The 16974-nt window shown below is 69.7% G+C and carries 15 protein-coding genes and 1 tRNA gene; 7 read left to right on the top strand and 9 right to left on the bottom strand.

Annotated elements, in window-relative coordinates; all coding sequences use genetic code 11:
• Positions 1–76 precede the first annotated feature (76 nt).
• The 7 genes from ACWD5D_RS06870 to ACWD5D_RS06840 all read right to left on the bottom strand — a co-directional run bounded on the left by ACWD5D_RS06870 (position 77) and on the right by ACWD5D_RS06840 (position 9692).
• On the bottom strand, positions 77–1108 hold the full coding sequence (locus tag ACWD5D_RS06870) for a restriction endonuclease (RefSeq protein ID WP_451371741.1): 1032 nt from the start codon (positions 1106–1108) through the stop codon (positions 77–79).
• Between the two features lie 193 nt (positions 1109–1301).
• Positions 1302–3302 (bottom strand): Stk1 family PASTA domain-containing Ser/Thr kinase, encoded by a 2001-nt coding sequence (pknB, locus tag ACWD5D_RS06865; RefSeq protein WP_451371740.1) that lies wholly within the window; start codon positions 3300–3302, stop codon positions 1302–1304.
• Between the two features lie 170 nt (positions 3303–3472).
• Positions 3473–4948: a peptidoglycan D,D-transpeptidase FtsI family protein gene (locus ACWD5D_RS06860; protein WP_451371739.1), complete on the bottom strand. Its 1476-nt coding sequence runs from the start codon at positions 4946–4948 to the stop codon at positions 3473–3475.
• Between the two features lie 148 nt (positions 4949–5096).
• The gene (locus tag ACWD5D_RS06855) at positions 5097–6569 is read right to left on the bottom strand and encodes an FtsW/RodA/SpoVE family cell cycle protein (RefSeq protein WP_451371738.1); all 1473 of its coding nucleotides are present in this window, start codon (positions 6567–6569) and stop codon (positions 5097–5099) included.
• Positions 6570–6596: 27 nt separating this feature from the next.
• Positions 6597–8153 carry a Stp1/IreP family PP2C-type Ser/Thr phosphatase gene (locus ACWD5D_RS06850; protein WP_451371737.1) on the bottom strand — a complete coding sequence of 519 codons (1557 nt, stop codon included), beginning with the start codon at positions 8151–8153 and terminating at the stop codon, positions 6597–6599.
• Between the two features lie 140 nt (positions 8154–8293).
• On the bottom strand, positions 8294–8827 hold the full coding sequence (locus ACWD5D_RS06845; RefSeq protein ID WP_451371736.1) for an FHA domain-containing protein FhaB/FipA: 534 nt from the start codon (positions 8825–8827) through the stop codon (positions 8294–8296).
• 10 nt (positions 8828–8837) lie between these two features.
• Positions 8838–9692 (bottom strand): FhaA domain-containing protein, encoded by an 855-nt coding sequence (locus ACWD5D_RS06840; protein WP_451371735.1) that lies wholly within the window; start codon positions 9690–9692, stop codon positions 8838–8840.
• Positions 9693–10185: 493 nt separating this feature from the next.
• Between ACWD5D_RS06840 and ACWD5D_RS06835 the strand changes: the two genes are divergently transcribed.
• Positions 10186–10269: transfer RNA gene (locus tag ACWD5D_RS06835), tRNA-Leu, on the top strand.
• A gap of 189 nt (positions 10270–10458) precedes the next feature.
• Here ACWD5D_RS06835 and ACWD5D_RS06830 read toward each other — a convergent pair.
• Together ACWD5D_RS06830 and ACWD5D_RS06825 are read right to left on the bottom strand one after the other, a co-directional pair.
• A complete protein-coding gene (locus tag ACWD5D_RS06830) occupies positions 10459–11103 on the bottom strand; it encodes a GAF domain-containing protein (RefSeq protein ID WP_451371970.1) in 645 nt (214 codons plus the stop codon).
• A 321-nt stretch (positions 11104–11424) separates the two neighbouring features.
• Positions 11425–12063 carry a TetR/AcrR family transcriptional regulator gene (locus tag ACWD5D_RS06825; protein ID WP_451371734.1) on the bottom strand — a complete coding sequence of 213 codons (639 nt, stop codon included), beginning with the start codon at positions 12061–12063 and terminating at the stop codon, positions 11425–11427.
• A gap of 281 nt (positions 12064–12344) precedes the next feature.
• Here ACWD5D_RS06825 and ACWD5D_RS06820 point away from each other — a divergent pair, with 281 nt between their 5' ends.
• From ACWD5D_RS06820 to ACWD5D_RS06795, 6 genes are all read left to right on the top strand, one after another.
• On the top strand, positions 12345–13043 hold the full coding sequence (locus ACWD5D_RS06820; RefSeq protein WP_451371733.1) for an SDR family oxidoreductase: 699 nt from the start codon (positions 12345–12347) through the stop codon (positions 13041–13043).
• 374 nt (positions 13044–13417) lie between these two features.
• Positions 13418–14863: a DUF2252 domain-containing protein gene (locus ACWD5D_RS06815; protein ID WP_451371732.1), complete on the top strand. Its 1446-nt coding sequence runs from the start codon at positions 13418–13420 to the stop codon at positions 14861–14863.
• A 23-nt stretch (positions 14864–14886) separates the two neighbouring features.
• On the top strand, positions 14887–15021 hold the full coding sequence (locus ACWD5D_RS06810; protein WP_451371731.1) for a hypothetical protein: 135 nt from the start codon (positions 14887–14889) through the stop codon (positions 15019–15021).
• Complete coding sequence (locus ACWD5D_RS06805) at positions 15018–15494, top strand: hypothetical protein (RefSeq protein WP_451371730.1); 477 nt, start codon at positions 15018–15020, stop codon at positions 15492–15494. The genes ACWD5D_RS06810 and ACWD5D_RS06805 overlap by 4 nt, the downstream gene beginning before the upstream one ends.
• Positions 15495–15681: 187 nt before the next feature.
• The gene (locus ACWD5D_RS06800) at positions 15682–16494 is read left to right on the top strand and encodes a hypothetical protein (protein WP_451371729.1); all 813 of its coding nucleotides are present in this window, start codon (positions 15682–15684) and stop codon (positions 16492–16494) included.
• A gap of 49 nt (positions 16495–16543) precedes the next feature.
• Positions 16544–16873 (top strand): rhodanese-like domain-containing protein, encoded by a 330-nt coding sequence (locus tag ACWD5D_RS06795; protein WP_451371969.1) that lies wholly within the window; start codon positions 16544–16546, stop codon positions 16871–16873.
• The last annotated feature ends 101 nt before the right edge of the window (positions 16874–16974 follow it).

Genomic DNA, 16974 nt, shown 5'->3' with positions numbered 1-16974 from the left:
TCACGCCTAGCATGAGCTGGGCCCGAAGCCGCAACTTGCTCTTGCGGCTTCGGGCCCTTTCCGCGCCGTGCGGGTACTACTTCAGGGCCGTGAGCATGTCGCCCGCGCTCCACTTCTCCACCAGCCCGCGGTGTACGACGGTGATGCCGGCCTCCTCCGCGATGCTCAGGGCGTCGGGGGTGAAGCGGCAGGTCGCGACGTAGATGGCCACGTCCGAGGCGTACAGGACCTTTGCGGCCCCGACGAACCTCTGGACCTCGGGGCTGGTGATGTGCAGGTGGGGCGCGAACCTCTTGCACTGGACGACGAGGCGTCGGCCGTCGGCCGTGAGCGCGGTGATGTCGACGCCTCGATCTCCGTGACGGCCCAGCACATAGACGTTGGTACAGCCGTCGCGCCGCAGGAGTTTGGCGATGTGATGCTCGAACTCGCGGCCGGTCATGGCATCCATTGCGGCCATGACTCCGGCGAGGGGGCGATTCTCGCGGGGGCTCTCGAGCCTCCGGAGGCGGGCGTGGTGTTGTTGGAGCCGCCTCTCGATGTGCTGGACGCCCGTGCGGAGCGCGATCAGCTCACGCCGGTGCTCGCCCGAGGTCTCGATCAGGGCGTTGAACATGGGGACGACCGTCTTGCCGAGGATGTGGGTGATGCGTTGGTCGATGCGGTCGTCGAGGGAGACCGGGGCTGTGGGGGCAGAGTTATCCACAGGCTGTGTGCGCGCCAGGTACTCCATATCGAGGAGGTACACACGCACCTGACGTGCGACTTCGCTGTCCCGGAGGAGCATGGCGATGTTGAGGACGGCGCGGCGGGAGAACAGGGCCAGCGCCTTGGAACGGGTCTGGATCCCACTGGCCCCCTTAAAGAGGGCCAGTCGTTTCCCTGTCAGAACTTGGTAGCCACTGGCCCCCAGTTCTTGCCGATGGTCTTCTACTACGGACTCGAGCGTCTTCACAGCTACTTCGAAGTACGCCGCCACCATCGCCGTCGTCACGTGCATCCCGTCCGGCAGCAACGACAGCGCCTTCACCCTGTCGAGTACGTCCGTGCGCTCCAGCACGCTCTCACGCAGGGTCTTGGACTCCAGCAGAGCCGTCTGGTCGATCATGTTCCGCCCGTTCACTCGTCTCGTGGCCGTATGGCCAGGGCAGAGACTCCGATTCCCTACCCCACCCGCTCAACGAGTCGTGACATATGAAGACACGACCGACAGGCGCACTGCAGTTCAGGCCGAGAGCATGAAGTGAGCCCCTGCCGGGATGTCCCGGCAGGGGCTCACTTCGTTCGGGCTGTGCGGTGGCTCAGCCTCTGGTGCCGCCGAAGATGTTGGTGCCGCCGTTGTTGCCGTTGCCGTTGCCGCCCTGGTCCGCGGCAATCACGGTGACTGTGTCACCCCTGTGGGCGGGGGAGCCGGCGGGCGGGGTCGAGGGGGCGAAGATCACGGCGTTGTCGTCCGTGGCGCCCGTGACGTTCAGCTGAAGACCCAGGGGCTCGAGCATCTTCCTGGCGTCCTTGACCGTTTGGTTCTGGAGGTCCGGAACCTGCACCTGCTCGCCGCCCTGGTCGCCCTGCGACGGGGTGACGGTGAGCGCGACGGGCGTGTTCTTCTTGACCTGCTGGTTCACCCCCGGGTTGGCGTCGCTGACCTGCCCCTTTTCGTCGTCGGGGTTGCAGCTCGGTACCAGACCCAGCTGCGTGAGCTTGGCCTTGGCCTCGGCGCAGGACGTGCCGACGATGTCGGCCGGGATGGTGACCAGTTCCTCGGCCTTGGCGACCGTGAGCGTGATCTTGCTGCCCTTCTGGACCTCGGTGCCGAGGTCCAGGGACTGCCTGATGACGGTGCCCGCCGGCTGGGCCGAGACCTCGTCCTTCCTGATGACGTCGAACTGGTACTTGTTGCTCTCCAGCAGCGTCTTGGCACTGTCGAAGGTCTGGTTGAGGACGTTCGGTACGGCGACCTTCGGGGCGCCCGTCGACACCACCAGGTGGATCGTGTCGTCCTTCTTGACGTCCGTGCCCGCCTTCGGGTCCTGGTCGCAGACCTTGCCCTTGGGCTGGTTCTCGCAGGGCCTGTGGGTGGGCGTGTCCAGCTTCAGATGGGAGTTCTCGGCCATCTTCTGCGCGTCGGTCAAGGTGTTGCCGACGAAGTTCGGGGCCGGGAACGGCTTGTCGGCGCTGCCGTTGCCGCTGAACACCCACTTGCCGATCAGGATCGCGCCGATCAGGACCAGGACGCCCGCGACGACGAGAAGGATCGTGGAGGTGTTGTTCTTCTTCTGCTGACGGCGCCGGTCGGGGCGCTCGTCGTAGCCGTAGCCGCCGTCGTCGGGGTTCATCGGCGGCAGCATCGTGGTCGCCGGCGCGCCCTGGTCCGCGCGCAGGGCCGTCGTCGGCTGGTCGTCGGGGTAGCCGCCGTAACCGCCGTAGCCGACCGCGCCCATCGCGGCGGTGGCGGCGACCGGCTGGCCGTCGAGGCAGGCCTCGATGTCGGCGCGCATCTCGTCGGCCGACTGGTAGCGGTAGTTCGGGTCCTTGACCAGTGCCTTGAGGACGATGGCGTCCATGTCGGGCGTGATCTCGGGGTCGAAGACCGAAGGGGCCTGCGGTTCCTCGCGGACGTGCTGGTAGGCCACGGCCACGGGGGAGTCGCCGACGAAGGGCGGGCGGACCGTCAGCAGCTCGTAGAGGAGGCAGCCCGTCGAGTACAGGTCCGAGCGGGCGTCGACCTGCTCGCCCTTGGCCTGCTCGGGGGAGAGGTACTGGGCGGTGCCGATCACGGCTGCGGTCTGCGTCATGGTCATGCCGGAGTCGCCCATGGCGCGGGCGATGCCGAAGTCCATGACCTTGACCTGGCCGTTGCGCGTCAGCATGACGTTCGCGGGCTTGATGTCGCGGTGGACGATGCCGCTGCGGTGGGCGTACTCCAGGCCCTGGAGGATGCCGACGGTCATCTCCATGGACCGCTCGGGCAGCAGCTTGCGGCCGCTGTGAAGAAGCTCACGGAGTGTGGAGCCGTCGACGTACTCCATCACGATGTACGGGATCGAGACATTGTCGATGTAGTCCTCGCCCGTGTCGTAGACCGCCACGATCGCGGGATGGTTGAGCGAGGCGGCCGACTGGGCCTCCCGGCGGAAGCGGGCCTGGAAGGACGGATCGCGCGCGAGGTCCGCCCGCAGCGTCTTCACCGCCACCGTGCGGCCGAGCCGCGTGTCATGCGCGAGGTAGACCTCCGCCATGCCACCACGGCCGAGCACGTGGCCCAGCTCGTACCGGCCGCCGAGGCGACGCGGCTCTTCCATAGCTACCTACCAGCCCTCTCCGTCGGTCCCGGCCGCACAGGCATGTGCGGCCGGAGGCTGCCGTCCGGGCCTACCGTACCCGGCTCGTTCTGTGTGACCTGGCCAAGCGCGTTATCCGATACAGGACCGGTATCGCAACGTGCACCGATGTGAAGGGGACGTGAGCGGGGTCACTTCTTGGAGTTGATGACCGCCTGCATGACGCTCTTCGCGATGGGCGCGGCCAGGCCGCCACCGGAGATGTCGTCGCGGTTCGCCTTGTCGTCCTCGATCACCACGGCCACGGCGACCGGCTTGCTGTTGTCGGGAAGCTTGGCGTAGGAGATGAACCACGCGTACGGGTTCTCGCTGTTCTCCACACCGTGCTGGGCGGTACCGGTCTTGCCGCCGACCGTGACGCCCGGGATCTGGGCGTTGGTACCGGTGCCCTCCTTGACCACCGTCTCCATCATCGACTGGAGGATCTGCGCGTTCGCCGGCGTCAGCGGGCGGCTCAGCTCCTTCGGGTCGGTCTTCTCGACCGGGTCGAGGTTGGAGGACTGCAGCGAGTCGACCATGTACGGCTTCATGAGCTTGCCGTCGTTGGCGACGGCGGAGGCGACCATGGCCATCTGCAGCGGGGTGGCGGCGGTGTTGTACTGGCCGATGGAGGACAGCGCGGTCTGCGACGCGTTCATGTTGTCGGAGAACACCGAGGCGTTGGCGCGGACCGGCGTGAACTGCTCGGCGTCGAAGCCGAACTTCTTCGCCTCCTCCAGCATCTTGTCGTTGCCGAGGTCGGCGCCGATCTTGCCGAAGACGGTGTTGCAGGAGTACCGCAGAGCGATCCGCATGGTCGCGTTCTTGCAGGGGATGCTGCCCTCGTTCTTCAGCTCGGTCCGGGTGCCCGTCATGATCCACGGCAGCGGCGAGTCGGTGGGCTGGTCGGCCGAGGTGTACTTGCCGTTCTCCAGGGCGGCCGCGGCGGTGACCACCTTGAACGTGGAGCCCGGCGGGTAGGTCTCGCGCAGCGCCCGGTTGAGCATCGGGTCGGACGGGTCGTTCTTCTTCTGGAGCTTGTTCCAGGCGGCGGAGTCGCTGTTGCGGTCACCGGAGAAGGACGAGGGGTCGTACGACGGATAGGAGGCCAGCGCCAGGATCTTACCGGTGGACGGCTCCAGGGCGACCACCGCGCCCTTGCCGCCCTGCCGCTTGAGGCCGTCGAACGCGGCCTTCTGCGCGGCGGCGTTGAGCGTGGTGACCACGTTGCCGCCCTGCTTGGGCTTGCCCGTGATCATGTCGAGGGTGTTGCGGAAGAACAGCCGGTCGTCGTTGCCGGTGAGGATGCCGTCGTCGATCTTCTCGAGGAAGTTGCCGTCGAAGGCCTGCGAGGAGTAGCCGGTGACCGGTGCCCACATGGGCCCGTTCTTGTAGGTGCGCTTGTACTTGTAGTCGCCGGCCTTGGTCTCGACGGAGCCCGTTATCGGGTTGCCGTCGACGACGATGTCGCCGCGCGGGTAGGCGTAGCGCTCGATGGCGACGCGGCGGTTGGCCGTGTCGGTGCGCAGTTTGTCGGCCTGGACGTACTGGAGCCAGTTGTCGCGGATCAGCAGTGCCAGGACGAGGAGTCCGCAGAAGATCGCGATGCGGCGCAGGGGCTTGTTCACGTCCGGCCTTTCCACAAACCAACAGGGGCGCCTGTTGCTTCTGTCTCTCGGAGTCGCGGGTGCTGGCGCTCGACCTCGGCGGCCCACAGTCTAGGGGCCGTTCCTGTCCCGTCGGCACGGGACAGGAACCGTCGTGAAGTGGTCACGATCACCCCGCGGTGGGGCCGGCGGCGCCGGGCCGTACCACCTGGGTCATCTCGGCGTCCGGGTTCGAGGCGGGGGTGGGGGCGGGCCGGCGGGCGGTGTCGCTGATGCGGATCAGGATGCCGATGAGTGCCCAGTTCGCGATGACGGACGAACCACCGTAGGCGAGGAACGGCATGGTCATACCGGTCAGCGGGATGAGACCCATCACACCACCGGCGACCACGAACACCTGGAGCGCGAAGGCGCCGGACAGGCCGATGGCGAGCAGCTTGCCGAACGGGTCGCGGGCGGCGAGGGCGGTGCGCACGCCGCGCTCGATGATCAGGCCGTAGATCAGCAGGATCGCCATGAGGCCGGCCAGGCCCAGCTCCTCGCCGAAGGTGGCGAGGATGAAGTCGGAGTTGGCGGCGAACCGGATCAGTTCGGAGTGGCCCTGGCCCCAGCCGGTGCCGAGGGTGCCGCCGGAGCCGAAGGCCCACAGAGCCTGCTGGGCCTGCTCGGAGTGGATGATGCCGTCGTGGACGCCGGAGCGGCTGAGCTGGAACTCCTTCATCGGGTCCAGCCAGGCCTGGACACGGGTCTGGATGTGCGGCTCGAAGCTCGCCACGCCGACCGCGCCGACCGCGGACATCAGCAGGCCGAACACGATCCAGCTGGTCCGCTCCGTGGCGACGTACAGCATGATCACGAACATGCCGAAGAACAGCAGCGAGGTACCGAGGTCGGTCTCGAAGACCAGGATGAGGATCGACATCACCCAGACGACCAGGATCGGGCCGAGGTCGCGGCCGCGCGGCAGGTAGATGCCCATGAAGCGGCGGCTGGCCAGGGCCAGCGCGTCCCGCTTGACCATCAGGTAGCCGGCGAAGAACACCGCCAGCACGATCTTGGCGAACTCACCGGGCTGGATGGTGAAGCTGCCGACCTTGATCCAGATCTTGGCGCCGTAGGTGAGGTCGGCGCCGAGGCCGGGGACCAGCGGGAGCAGCAGCAGGACCAGCGCGGCCAGCATGGAGATGTAGGTGTAGCGCTGCAGGGTGCGGTGGTCCTTGAGGAAGGCCAGCACGGCGGCGAACAGTGCGATGCCCATCGCGGTGTAGATCAGCTGGTTGGTCGCCTTGCCGCCGGCCACGTGGATCTGCTGCAGCAGCTTGGACTGGTCGAGGCGCCAGATGGCGACCAGGCCGAGTCCGTTGAGCAGGGTTGCCAGCGGCATCAGCAGCGGGTCCGCGTACGGCGCGAACTTGCGTACGCACAGGTGGGCGATGGCGGCCAGCAGACCGAGGCCCAGGCCGTATGCCAGCAGGCCCGCGGGCACCGTGCCGTCGAGGGCCAGGCCCACGTTGGCGTAGGCGAACACGGGGATGGCCACGGCGAAGATCAGCAGGGCCAGCTCGGTGTTGCGCCGGCTCGGCGTGCCGATGGAGCCGATCGTGGACGTATGGTGCGTCGGCGTATTCGTGGAACTGCTCATCGTGTGACGGTGCCTCTCACGGCTTTCCTACTGCTTGCCGCACTGATCGACGACCTTCTGCTCGTCCTCGGAGAGGCTCGGGCCGGGGTTGGGCGTGGCGGTCGCGGACGGGGGCGTGGACTTCGGGGACGTCGAGGAGGACGCCGACGGGTTCGGGGTCGGTGACGCCTTGGACGTCAGGGACGTCCGGGTGGTTCCCGTGGTGCCCTTGGCGTCGCGCATGCCCGTCTTGGCGTTCTTGTCGGTCGCGGCCCTGTCGCTGTCGGCGGTCTTGCGCTCCGCCTGTTTCCTGCACGCGGAGGCCTGGACGGCCAGAGTGCCGATCTTCGTCTCGGCCTGCTGGAGATCGCCCGCCGTGATCGTGTTCTTGACCTGCTTCTGCTGGTAGGCCGGCAGGTACTTGAGTTCGATCTCGGGGTGGTCCTTCTGCACCTTCGACAGCGACACCCAGGCCAGGTCCTGGCTGATGCCGCGGTACAGCGCGACGTGCTCGCCGCTCGCGCCGACGTAGTACTGGGTCTGCGTCCAGCGGTAGCCGCCGTAGAGGCCGGTGCCGAGGACCGCGAGGGCAAGGCCGCCGTACAGCGTCCCCTTCAGCCACTTGCGGCCCTTGCGCGGCTTGACGAAGTCCTCGTCGCCGTAGTCGTCGAAGCTGCCCGCGGGGACGAAACCGGTGGTGTCGCCGGAGCCGGGCGGGCCGAACTCGCCGCCGCCCTGCCCGCGGCCCTGGCGGCCGAGGTGGGAGGCGCGGCCGGCCGGGGTCTGCATGATCCCGTTGTCGTGCAGGTGGAGCTGGTTCTCGGCGACGGCGCCGACCACGACCGGGGTGTCGGACAGCTGTCCGGCGAGGGTGTCACCGGTGTCCAGGTCGAGGACGTCGGCGACGATGACGGTGATGTTGTCGGGGCCGCCGCCGCGCAGTGCGAGCTGGATCAGCTCCTGCACGGTCTCCTGCGGGCCCTGGTAGCTGGCGAGGGTCTCCTCCATCGTCTGGTGGGAGACGACGCCGGACAGGCCGTCGGAGCAGATCAGATAGCGGTCGCCGGCGCGGACCTCGCGGATCGACAGGTCGGGTTCGACGTGGTCGCCGCTGCCCAGCGCGCGCATCAGCAGGGAGCGCTGCGGGTGGGTGGTGGCCTCTTCCTCGGTGATCCGGCCCTCGTCGACGAGCCGCTGCACCCAGGTGTGGTCCTGGGTGATCTGCGTGAGCACACCGTCGCGGAGCAGATACGCACGTGAGTCGCCGACGTGTACGAGGCCGAGCCGCTGCCCGGTCCACAGCAGGGCGGTGAGCGTGGTGCCCATGCCCTCGAGCTGGGGGTCCTCCTCGACCATGGAGCGCAGCTGGTCGTTGGCGCGCTGCACGGCGACGCCGAGGGAGGTGAGGATGTCGGAGCCGGGCACGTCGTCGTCGAGGGTGACCAGGGTGGAGATCACCTCGGAGGAGGCGACCTCGCCGGCCGCCTGGCCGCCCATGCCGTCGGCGATGGCGAGCAGGCGCGGACCGGCGTAACCGGAGTCCTCGTTGCCCTCCCGGATCATGCCTTTGTGCGATCCGGCGGCGAAGCGCAGTGACAGACTCATGCGCACCTCGCCCGTCGGCTCCGAATGCAGCCGGTCGTGTCGAGCCACACTGCCCACCCTCCGGTCGGGAGCGCGCCGGGGACCGGGGTGCGGTCCGCTGTTGCGTGCTCGCTCCGCTCGCGCTCATTCATGATGTAGCACTACTTCCGCAGCTCGATGACGGTCTTGCCGATGCGGATCGGCGCGCCCAGCGGGATCGGTGCGGGGGTCGTCAGCCGTGACCTGTCCAGGTAGGTGCCGTTGGTGGAGCCGAGGTCCTCGACGATCCACTGCCCGCTCTGGTCCGGGTAGATCCTGGCATGCCGACTGGAGGCGTAGTCGTCGTCCAGCACGATCGTCGAGTCGTGCGCCCGGCCCAGGGTGACGGTCTGGCCCTGGAGCGCGACGGTGGTGCCGGTCAGGGTGCCCTCGGTCACGACGAGTTTCGTGGGGGCATTGCGGCCGCGGCGGCCGCCGCCGCCCTGCTGGCCGCGCTGCTGGGGAGGCGCGGCCTGTTGCTGGCGGGCCGCCTGCTGCGGTCGTGCGGCCTCCCGGCGCGCACCCCGCTGCGACCCGCGCTGGGTGACACGCGTACCGAACAGGTCGCTGCGGATGACCTGCACGGCCACGATCACGAACAGCCACAGTACGGCCAGGAAACCCAGCCGCATGACCGTGAGGGTCAGCTCTGACATTGCCCCCGCTTCACCCTTCGGCTTGCCGGTAAATGATGGTGGTGCTGCCCACGACGATCCGCGAGCCGTCGCGGAGCGTAGCGCGGGTGGTGTGCTGCCCGTCCACCACGATGCCGTTGGTGGAGCCGAGATCCTGGATCGTCGAGGGCGTTCCGGTCCGGATCTCGCAGTGCCGGCGGGAGACGCCGGGGTCGTCGATCCGCACGTCGGCTTCGGTGCTGCGGCCCAGCACCAGCGTCGGGCGGGAGATCTGGTGGCGGGTGCCGTTGATCTCGATCCAGTAGCGGGTGCGGCCGCCGCTCGCCGGGGCGGCAGCGGACCGCTGGGGGGCGGGCTGCTGGTGGCCGTAGTCGCCGGGACGGCCGCCGGGGGGCGGCGTGGACGGCATCGGGGGAGCTCCGACGGGCGGGTAGCCGTAGCCGCCCTGGCCGCCGGGGCTCGCGGAGCCGGGCCGCCCGGCCGGCGGGGCGGCGGGGGCCTGCTGGTTGCTGGAGGACGCGAGTGTGCGGCTGCGCACCCGGTACAGGCCGGTGTCGAGGTCCTCGGCCTTCTGCAGGTTGACCTTGATCGGGCCCATGAAGGTGTAGCGCTGCTGCTTGGCGTAGTCGCGCACCATGCCGGCCAGCTCGTCGCCGAGCTGTCCGGAGTAGGGGCTGAGGCGCTCGAAGTCCGGCGTGCTCAGCTCCACGATGAAGTCATTGGGTACGACGGTCCGGTCGCGGTTCCAGATCGTCGCGTTGTTGTCGCACTCGCGCTGGAGCGCGCCGGCGATCTCCACGGGCTGGACCTCGGACTTGAACACCTTGGCGAAGGTGCCGTTGACCAGACCTTCGAGGCGCTGCTCGAACTTCTTCAGGACTCCCACGGGGCACCTCCTCCGTCGCTGCCGTTGTTGCCGTCGTCGTGTTCGGTACTGCTGTGCTCTGTACTGCTTCCCTGCCCGGCTCTGCCTACTGATCGTATCTACGCGCCGCGCGATCAGCCGGTTCCCCGGCGCCTCCCCTTCGAACTCTCCGGTTCATGGATCGTAGAGGGGGACGAAGTCCAGTGTCCCGCACCCGGCGGTGCACCTGGGCCGCCTCCTGGGGAGATGCGGGGGACCGGTACGAGGTTGATACGCGAACAAGCATTCTTCGAGACGTACGGGCGTGCGGCGGGCGCGGGAGAGGGCTGGTCGGGCCGGGTGCGGGCCGGGTGCGGGGCCGGGTGCCGGCGGCTTGGCGGGCCGCCGCGAAGCCCGCCCCACCTGGCCTGCGGGCGGAGCGAAAGGGATGTGAACCCACCCCGTACGGCGTGCTAATGTTCTCGATGTCGGAAGGGGCCAGCCCGCAGGGGAAGCACCGGAAGACACACCCAATGCGCGGGTGGCGGAATAGGCAGACGCGCTGGATTCAGGTTCCAGTGCCCGCAAGGGCGTGGGGGTTCAACTCCCCCCTCGCGCACAATGAGATACCGATGAAACGGGTCTCTGTCAGTGACGAAGGTCACGGCAGGGGCCCGTTTCTCGTTGTGCTCGCAGTTGTGAGGGATTGCACATCCTGGACGCCGTACGCGACCCCGTCCGCCCGTGACCTATCTCACGGGCGGAGTCGACCGTCGCGGTTCCGGTGGCGGAGATTCCTGACTGGGCGTCAGGTCGGTGGTTGTGCCCAGAGGCCGGGTGGGACGACACCGACGGAGCGGCCGTGAGGGTCCAGGAGATGTCCGAGCAGCTTGCCCTGGCGCAGGGCGATGACGCGGTGGGCGACACCGCCGCACGACTGGCGGCCGAACGGGCGGCCCTCCCGGTCGGCGACAGCCTGCAGTCGGCGCTTGATCGTGGTGGCGATGGTGCGCTCGCGCTCGTACCGGCGTGCGTTGTCGATGCACAGTGCGGCATGGGCGCACACGTCCGCCGTCAAGGCGATGTCCTCTTCCTCGAAGGGTTCCTCCGTGCCGCGCCGGTAGAAACTCACCACGCCCATGGCCTGGCCGCGCAGCGCGAGCGGAGCGACGATCAGGGAATGGGCGTCGGAGCGCGCGATGGCCTCGGTCCGTGCCGGGTCGGCCGGCAGCCACAGGCTGTCGAGCTCCACGGGGACGAGCCGCGGCCGCAGGTCGGCCAGTACCCGTGAGAACGGAGTGCCATCGGGCAACCTGCTGACCTCGCCCACGGGATGGGCCGCGACCGGCCCACGGAATGCGGCTCGCAGGAGAGGCACGTTGTTTCGATCACCCGCCCGTCGTCGGCGACCAGGATGAACGCTCCATCGCAGGACATGGCAGTCCACCTCCATCGCGGCCCGTGCCCGGGGCAGAGGCTTCACTCCCGAGCAGGCGTCCGCGGACGCGCCGCTTCCTCCCTATAGTGCGCACCCGGCGCGGAGCGCAGGCAACAGCAACGGCCGCGCGCACGGGTCCACGGGTCTGGTGCGGGGCGGAGGCGCGGGGCGGAGGCGCGGGACGGAGGGAGGGGGTGCGCCTGCCGGGCAGACGCACGCTCTCCTGGTCGGGTGCTGGTCAAGCGATCGTCGTTTGGGTTGTTCGGGTTCTGGTGGCCTTCGGCCTGGTCAGCAGCCTGGTCTTCGGCCTGGTCAGCGGCTTAGGCAGCGGCCTGGTCAGCGGTCGGTGGCGGGGTAGCCGTGGAACGCCCCGGCCACCACGGGGACCAGCTGCCGCTCGATCTGCTCGGCGGACATGGCTGCCAGCTCGGTGCCGATGGGTGCCAGGGCGAGCCAGTTCAGCAGGCCGGCCGCGCATCGCGTACGGAAGATCAGTTCCTGTTCGTCGACCTCCGGAAGGTTCGCCGTCAGCACCCGGAGGGCGATCCGGCGACTCCCGTCGAACTTGCCGGCCAGCCGATCCCATCCCTGGGGCGGATCGATGCCGACGCGCGCCACGGTCCGCATCACGGCCAGGTCCTGTCCACCAGCCGCCAGGGCGCGCACCATCGGCCGGGCGAACGCCGCCGCCACTTCCTGGAGCGTCGAAGTGGGGTCGAGGGCGTCGAGTTCCAGGATCTGCGCGTCCAGATACTGCTCCAGCGCGCGTTCTATCGCCGCGTCGCACAGCGCCTTCAGCGACCCGAAGTGGTAACTCACCGCGGCGACGTTGGCACCGGCGCGATCCGTGATCTCGCGGAGTGTCACGCCCTCCTGGCCCCGCTGCGCGAGCAGCTCCAGGACGGCCGTCAGCAGGCCGTCCCGTGTGCGCTGACCGGCCTCTCGGCGCAGATCCTTCTTTCCCGCTCCTGTCACGGTATGAACTCAAGCAGTCGCTTGAGTTCATTGTCAAACAGTTGCTTCGGTGCATAGCGGATGCCGTTCGCCCGCCACTTCCGTCGCTTTCATCGCTTTCTTCGCTCCCGTCGATCCCACGACGTCGACACCACGGCCCGGGCTACCGCAGGCCGCTCGTCCGCGGCGGTATGACTGCTCTCACGCCCGAGATCCGGCCGACCGCCCAGGAGCCCTGAACTCAGAGGCTGCGCCGGAACGCAGAGGCCGCGCCGGAACGCTGGACAGCAAAGGACGGAACGATGGACATCAAGGGATCGGTCGCCCTGGTCACGGGGGCCAATCGAGGCATCGGCCGGGCGTTCGCCCGTGCACTGATCGAGCACGGTGCGAGCAAGGTGTACGCGGGCGTCCGTGACCCTGCGGCGGTTGTGGACAAGGACCTCACTCCGCTGCGGCTGGACGTCACCCGTCCCGAGGAGGTCGCCGAGGCCGCCGTTGTCGCCGGTGACGTCTCCATCGTGATCAACAACGCGGGCATCGGCGGCGGGGGCACCAAGCTCTGGGACGGCTCGTTCGACGGTGCGCGCCAAGCGTTGGAGGTCAACTACTTCGGTACGTGGGCTGTTTCGCGCGCGTTCGCCCCGGTCCTCGCCCGTAACGGCGGTGGCGCACTGGTGAACATGCTGTCGCTGGCCTCCTGGGTCGGGCAGCCCGGCTTCCCCGGCTACGCCGCCTCCAAGGCCGCGCAGTGGTCCCTGACGGATGCGCTGCGACAGGCGCTGCGTGAGCAGGGCACCTTGGTGGTGGGGGTCCACGCCGGTTTCGTGGACACCGAGCTGAGCGCCCGGGTGACCGACCCGAAGATCAGCGCGGCCGACGTGGCCGAGCAGACCATGCAGGCCCTGACCCACGACCTGAGCGAAGTCCTTGCCGACGAAGAGACCAGGCAGGCCAAGGCCGCCCTGTCGCGGCCGCTCGAACGTGGGCCCCGCGCCTGAAACCCCGGCCTGCCGACCCGCGTGCGTTTGCCCGTCGGCATGGCGGCCCGGGACCCGGCACCTCGTCCTCGTCCTCGTCCTCGTCCTCGTCCTCGTGCGAGAGTGCGCTCCGCTGGGACGCGCTCGCCGCGTCCGGTGTGCTTCCACCATCGGGAAGGCCAGGTGGCGCCAGGAATTGCTCCCGCGGCCTGAACGGATTGTTCCGGTGGCGCGGTGGAAGGTGTCGGGGTGGCGTGGAGGGTGTCACGTTGTCGTCCACAATCGCCGGGTTGTCCACAGAGTCTGACGAGTTCCGGTCGGCGGCTGTACGGTCTGCACGAGTTGATGTTCGAGCTGGACTGCGTGTGCGCGGGTGTTCGGGGGAGGCGGTCGCGATGACCGGTGTCGGTGTCGGTGCGGGTTCGGGAGCGGCGGAGGCGGCCGAGCAGGGGGCGGCGCGCCGGGTGCCCCGGATAAGTGGCTTCGCCCAGTGGCCGACGCAGGGCACCCCCAAGGAGGAGGGCAAGGCGCTCCGGGCGAGCGTGTCGCGCGCCGCCCATCGCGTCCTCGACCTGGACGACGCCCGTCCCGACGCGGTGAGCGCGGTCGAGGAGTCCAACACCGGCCGCATCCCCGAACTGACACCGATGCGGGTGGGCCGGATGGCGGCCACACCGTTCGCCTTCCTGCGCGGCTCGGCCGGACTCATGGCGTACGACCTGGCACGCACACCCACGACCGGGATCGGCGCCCAGATCTGCGGTGACGCGCACGCCGCCAACTTCGGCCTCTACGGCGACGCCCGCGGCGGCCTGGTCATCGACCTCAACGACTTCGACGAGACGGTCCACGGCCCCTGGGAATGGGACCTGAAGCGGCTCGCGACCTCCCTGGTCCTGGCCGGGCGCGAGGCCGGCGCCGACGAGGGCACCTGCCGCGCCGCCGCCCGGGACACGGCCGGCGCCTACCGTCGCACCATGCGGCTGCTGGCCAGACTGCCCGTCCTGGACGCCTGGAACGCCATCGCGGACGAGGAACTCGTCTCCCACACCGACGCCCACGACCTGCTCGGCACACTGGAACGGGTCTCGGAGAAGGCACGGGCCAACACCAGCGGCCGCTTCGCCGCCAAGTCGACGGAGGAGTCGGAGGACGGCGGACGCCGCTTCGTCGCCGCACCCCCGGTACTGCGCCGCGTCCCCGACACCGAGGCGGCCGCCGTCGCCGCCTCCCTGGAGCCGTACCTGGCGACGCTCTCCGAGGACCGGCTGCCGCTGCTGGCCCGGCACGCCGTCCACGACGTGGCCTTCCGGGTGGTCGGCACGGGCAGCGTCGGCACCCGGTCGTACGTCGTCCTCCTTCTCGACCACCGCGGACAGCCGCTTGTCCTCCAGGTGAAGGAGGCCCGCCCCTCCGCGCTGCTCCCGCACCTGGCCACGGCCGGATTCGAGACACCGCCGGTCGAGCACGAAGGCCGCCGCGTGGTCCTCGGCCAGAAGCGCATGCAGGTCGTCAGCGACATCCTGCTCGGCTGGACGACCGTCGACGGGCGCCCCTTCCAGGTGCGTCAGTTCCGCAACCGCAAGGGCAGCGTCGACCCGGCCGCCCTCCCCGCCGACCAGATCGACGACTACGGCCGCATGACCGGCGCCCTGCTCGCCCGCGCCCACGCCCACAGCGCCGACCCCCGCCTGATCGCCGGCTACTGCGGCAAGAACGAGGAGCTCGACGAGGCGATCGCCGCCTTCGCCGTCACCTACGCCGACCGCACCGAGGCCGACCACGCACATCTGGTGTCCGCCGTACGGGCGGGCCGGATCAAGGCGGATACGGGGGTGTGAGGGGCGGGACCGGGAGCGTGGGGGTGACCGAGAGCGTGCCGGTCGGGTGTGAGGCGGCCGGCGCCGTGGGCATGACGGTCGACGCTGTGGGCGTGACGGCCGACGTCGTGGGCATGACGGCCGGCGCCGTGGGCACGACGGTCGGAGGGGTGCGGTGAAGTACGTCGAGGTGACCGGTGGCGAGGGTGAGGAGCCGGTTTTCCTGGACCCCCGGCGCTACCTCGCCCTGCTGCCCTCGTTCGCGGCCGAGCTGCCGCCGGGCGCCCGCGCCTTCGCCACCGACCCCGCGCACTACGCCTTCGGCGGCAAGCGCTGCGTGAAGGACCTCCGGCCCGCCGAGGTGCGCCGCACCGGCGAGGAGGACATCGAGATCCACTTCCTGCACAACTGCTTCAAGCACGACGAGGACCTGGTCGTCCGCTACACCGGCGTCTCCCGCTTCCAGTCGGACGTCCTCGACTTCTGCGACCCCGCCTCCCTCGGCGAGGTGATCCTCGACGAGATCCTCCCGCACCCCGGCGGCTGCACCCACGAGCTGAACTGCCGGCCCGGCACCCTCGTGGTCGCCTGCCGTGACCTGGTGGCCGAGTGGGTACCGGCGAACTGCCCGGACGCGAACCCCGACCGCTGAGCGCGCCCCGCTGCGTGCCCCCACTGTGTACGTCCCCCTGAGCGCGCCCCCCTGGCCGTGTCCCGCCGGCCGTGTCCTGCTGAACGCGGCCTGCCGAGTGGACCCCCCGCCGCCGGGCCGCGCCGCCACGGCTCGCGCGGTCCGCCGCCACGACCGTGTCGTTCCGGCCGTGGCCTACGCTGGTCGGGTGACGACCCCGGAAGCTGAGCAGTCCCAGCCCCCGCGGCCCGAGGAGCGGCTGGAAAAGGCCGTACGCGCCGCCGAGCAGGCGTTGATCGAGTACGAGATCGCCGTGGAGACCTTCCGCGTCGAGGTCGAGAACTTCTCCCGGCTGCACGAGCAGAAGCTCGGCCCGCTCTACAGCCGCATCGAGGAACTGGACGCCCAGATCGCCGAGGCGCGGGCCGCCCGCACCGGCGACCCCGAGGACGTCCGCCGGGCCGAGGAACTGCGCGCCCTCGTCCAGCCGATCCCCGGCGTCGAGGAACTCCTGCACGGCTGGATGGACGGCCACGGTCTGTTCCCGGAGGCCGCCGCGATGCTCACGGACCAGGCCGTACGGCCCCCCGAGCGGGTCCGCCCCAGCGAGGAGGCCCGCAAGCTCTACCGCGAGCTGGCCCGCAAGGCCCACCCCGACCTCGCCCAGGAGGAAGAGGAACGGCAGCGGCGCGAGGAGTTCATCTCCCGCGTCAACGCGGCCTACGCCCGCGGCGACACGGCCCTGCTCACGGAACTGGCCGAGGAGTGGGCGGCGGGCCCCGTGCCGCCCGAGCGGAGCCCCAGCCCCAGCGAGCATCTGTACGCCCGCCTCGAGTGGCTCTCTCAGCGCAAGGAACTGCTCACCCTCGTCGCCCAGGAGCTGGAGAACGGCGCCATAGCCGGCATGCTCCGCCTCGCCCCGGACGACCCCGACGGCCTCCTGGACGAGATCGCCGTCCGCCTCCACGGCGACATCGAGCAGCGGGAGACCCAGCTGGCGGCCCTGCTCGGGCAGGGCTGAGCAACGGCTGGCTTCGGGTAGCGTCGGAGGCATGAGTTTTGGAGCTGGTGTGCCCACGGTCGAGGTCACGGACCTCAAGGACGACGACTTCCTGCTGGACGTCCGCGAGGACGACGAGTGGCAGGCGGGCCACGCCGAGGGTGCGCTGCACATCCCCATCAGCGAGTTCGTGGCCCGCTACGGCGAGCTGACCGAGGCCGCCCCGCAGGACGGCCGCGTACACGTCATCTGCCGCTCCGGCGGCCGCTCGGCCCAGGTCACGATGTACCTGGTCCAGCAGGGCATCGACGCCGTGAACGTCGACGGCGGCATGCAGGTCTGGCAGTCCGCCGGCCGCCCGGTGATCACCGACACCGGCACACCCGGCTTCGTCCTGTAGCCCGCGGCGCCGCGGAACCTCCGGGCCCGCCCACAGGCTCCCGCCGTCCGGCGGACGAGGCCTGCGCCGTCACCCGGGTGCGGCCTCCGTGCTGTCAGCCG

The sequence above is a fragment of the Streptomyces sp. NPDC002520 genome (genome assembly GCF_053595235.1).
This window is presented reverse-complemented; position numbering and strand designations above follow the sequence as displayed.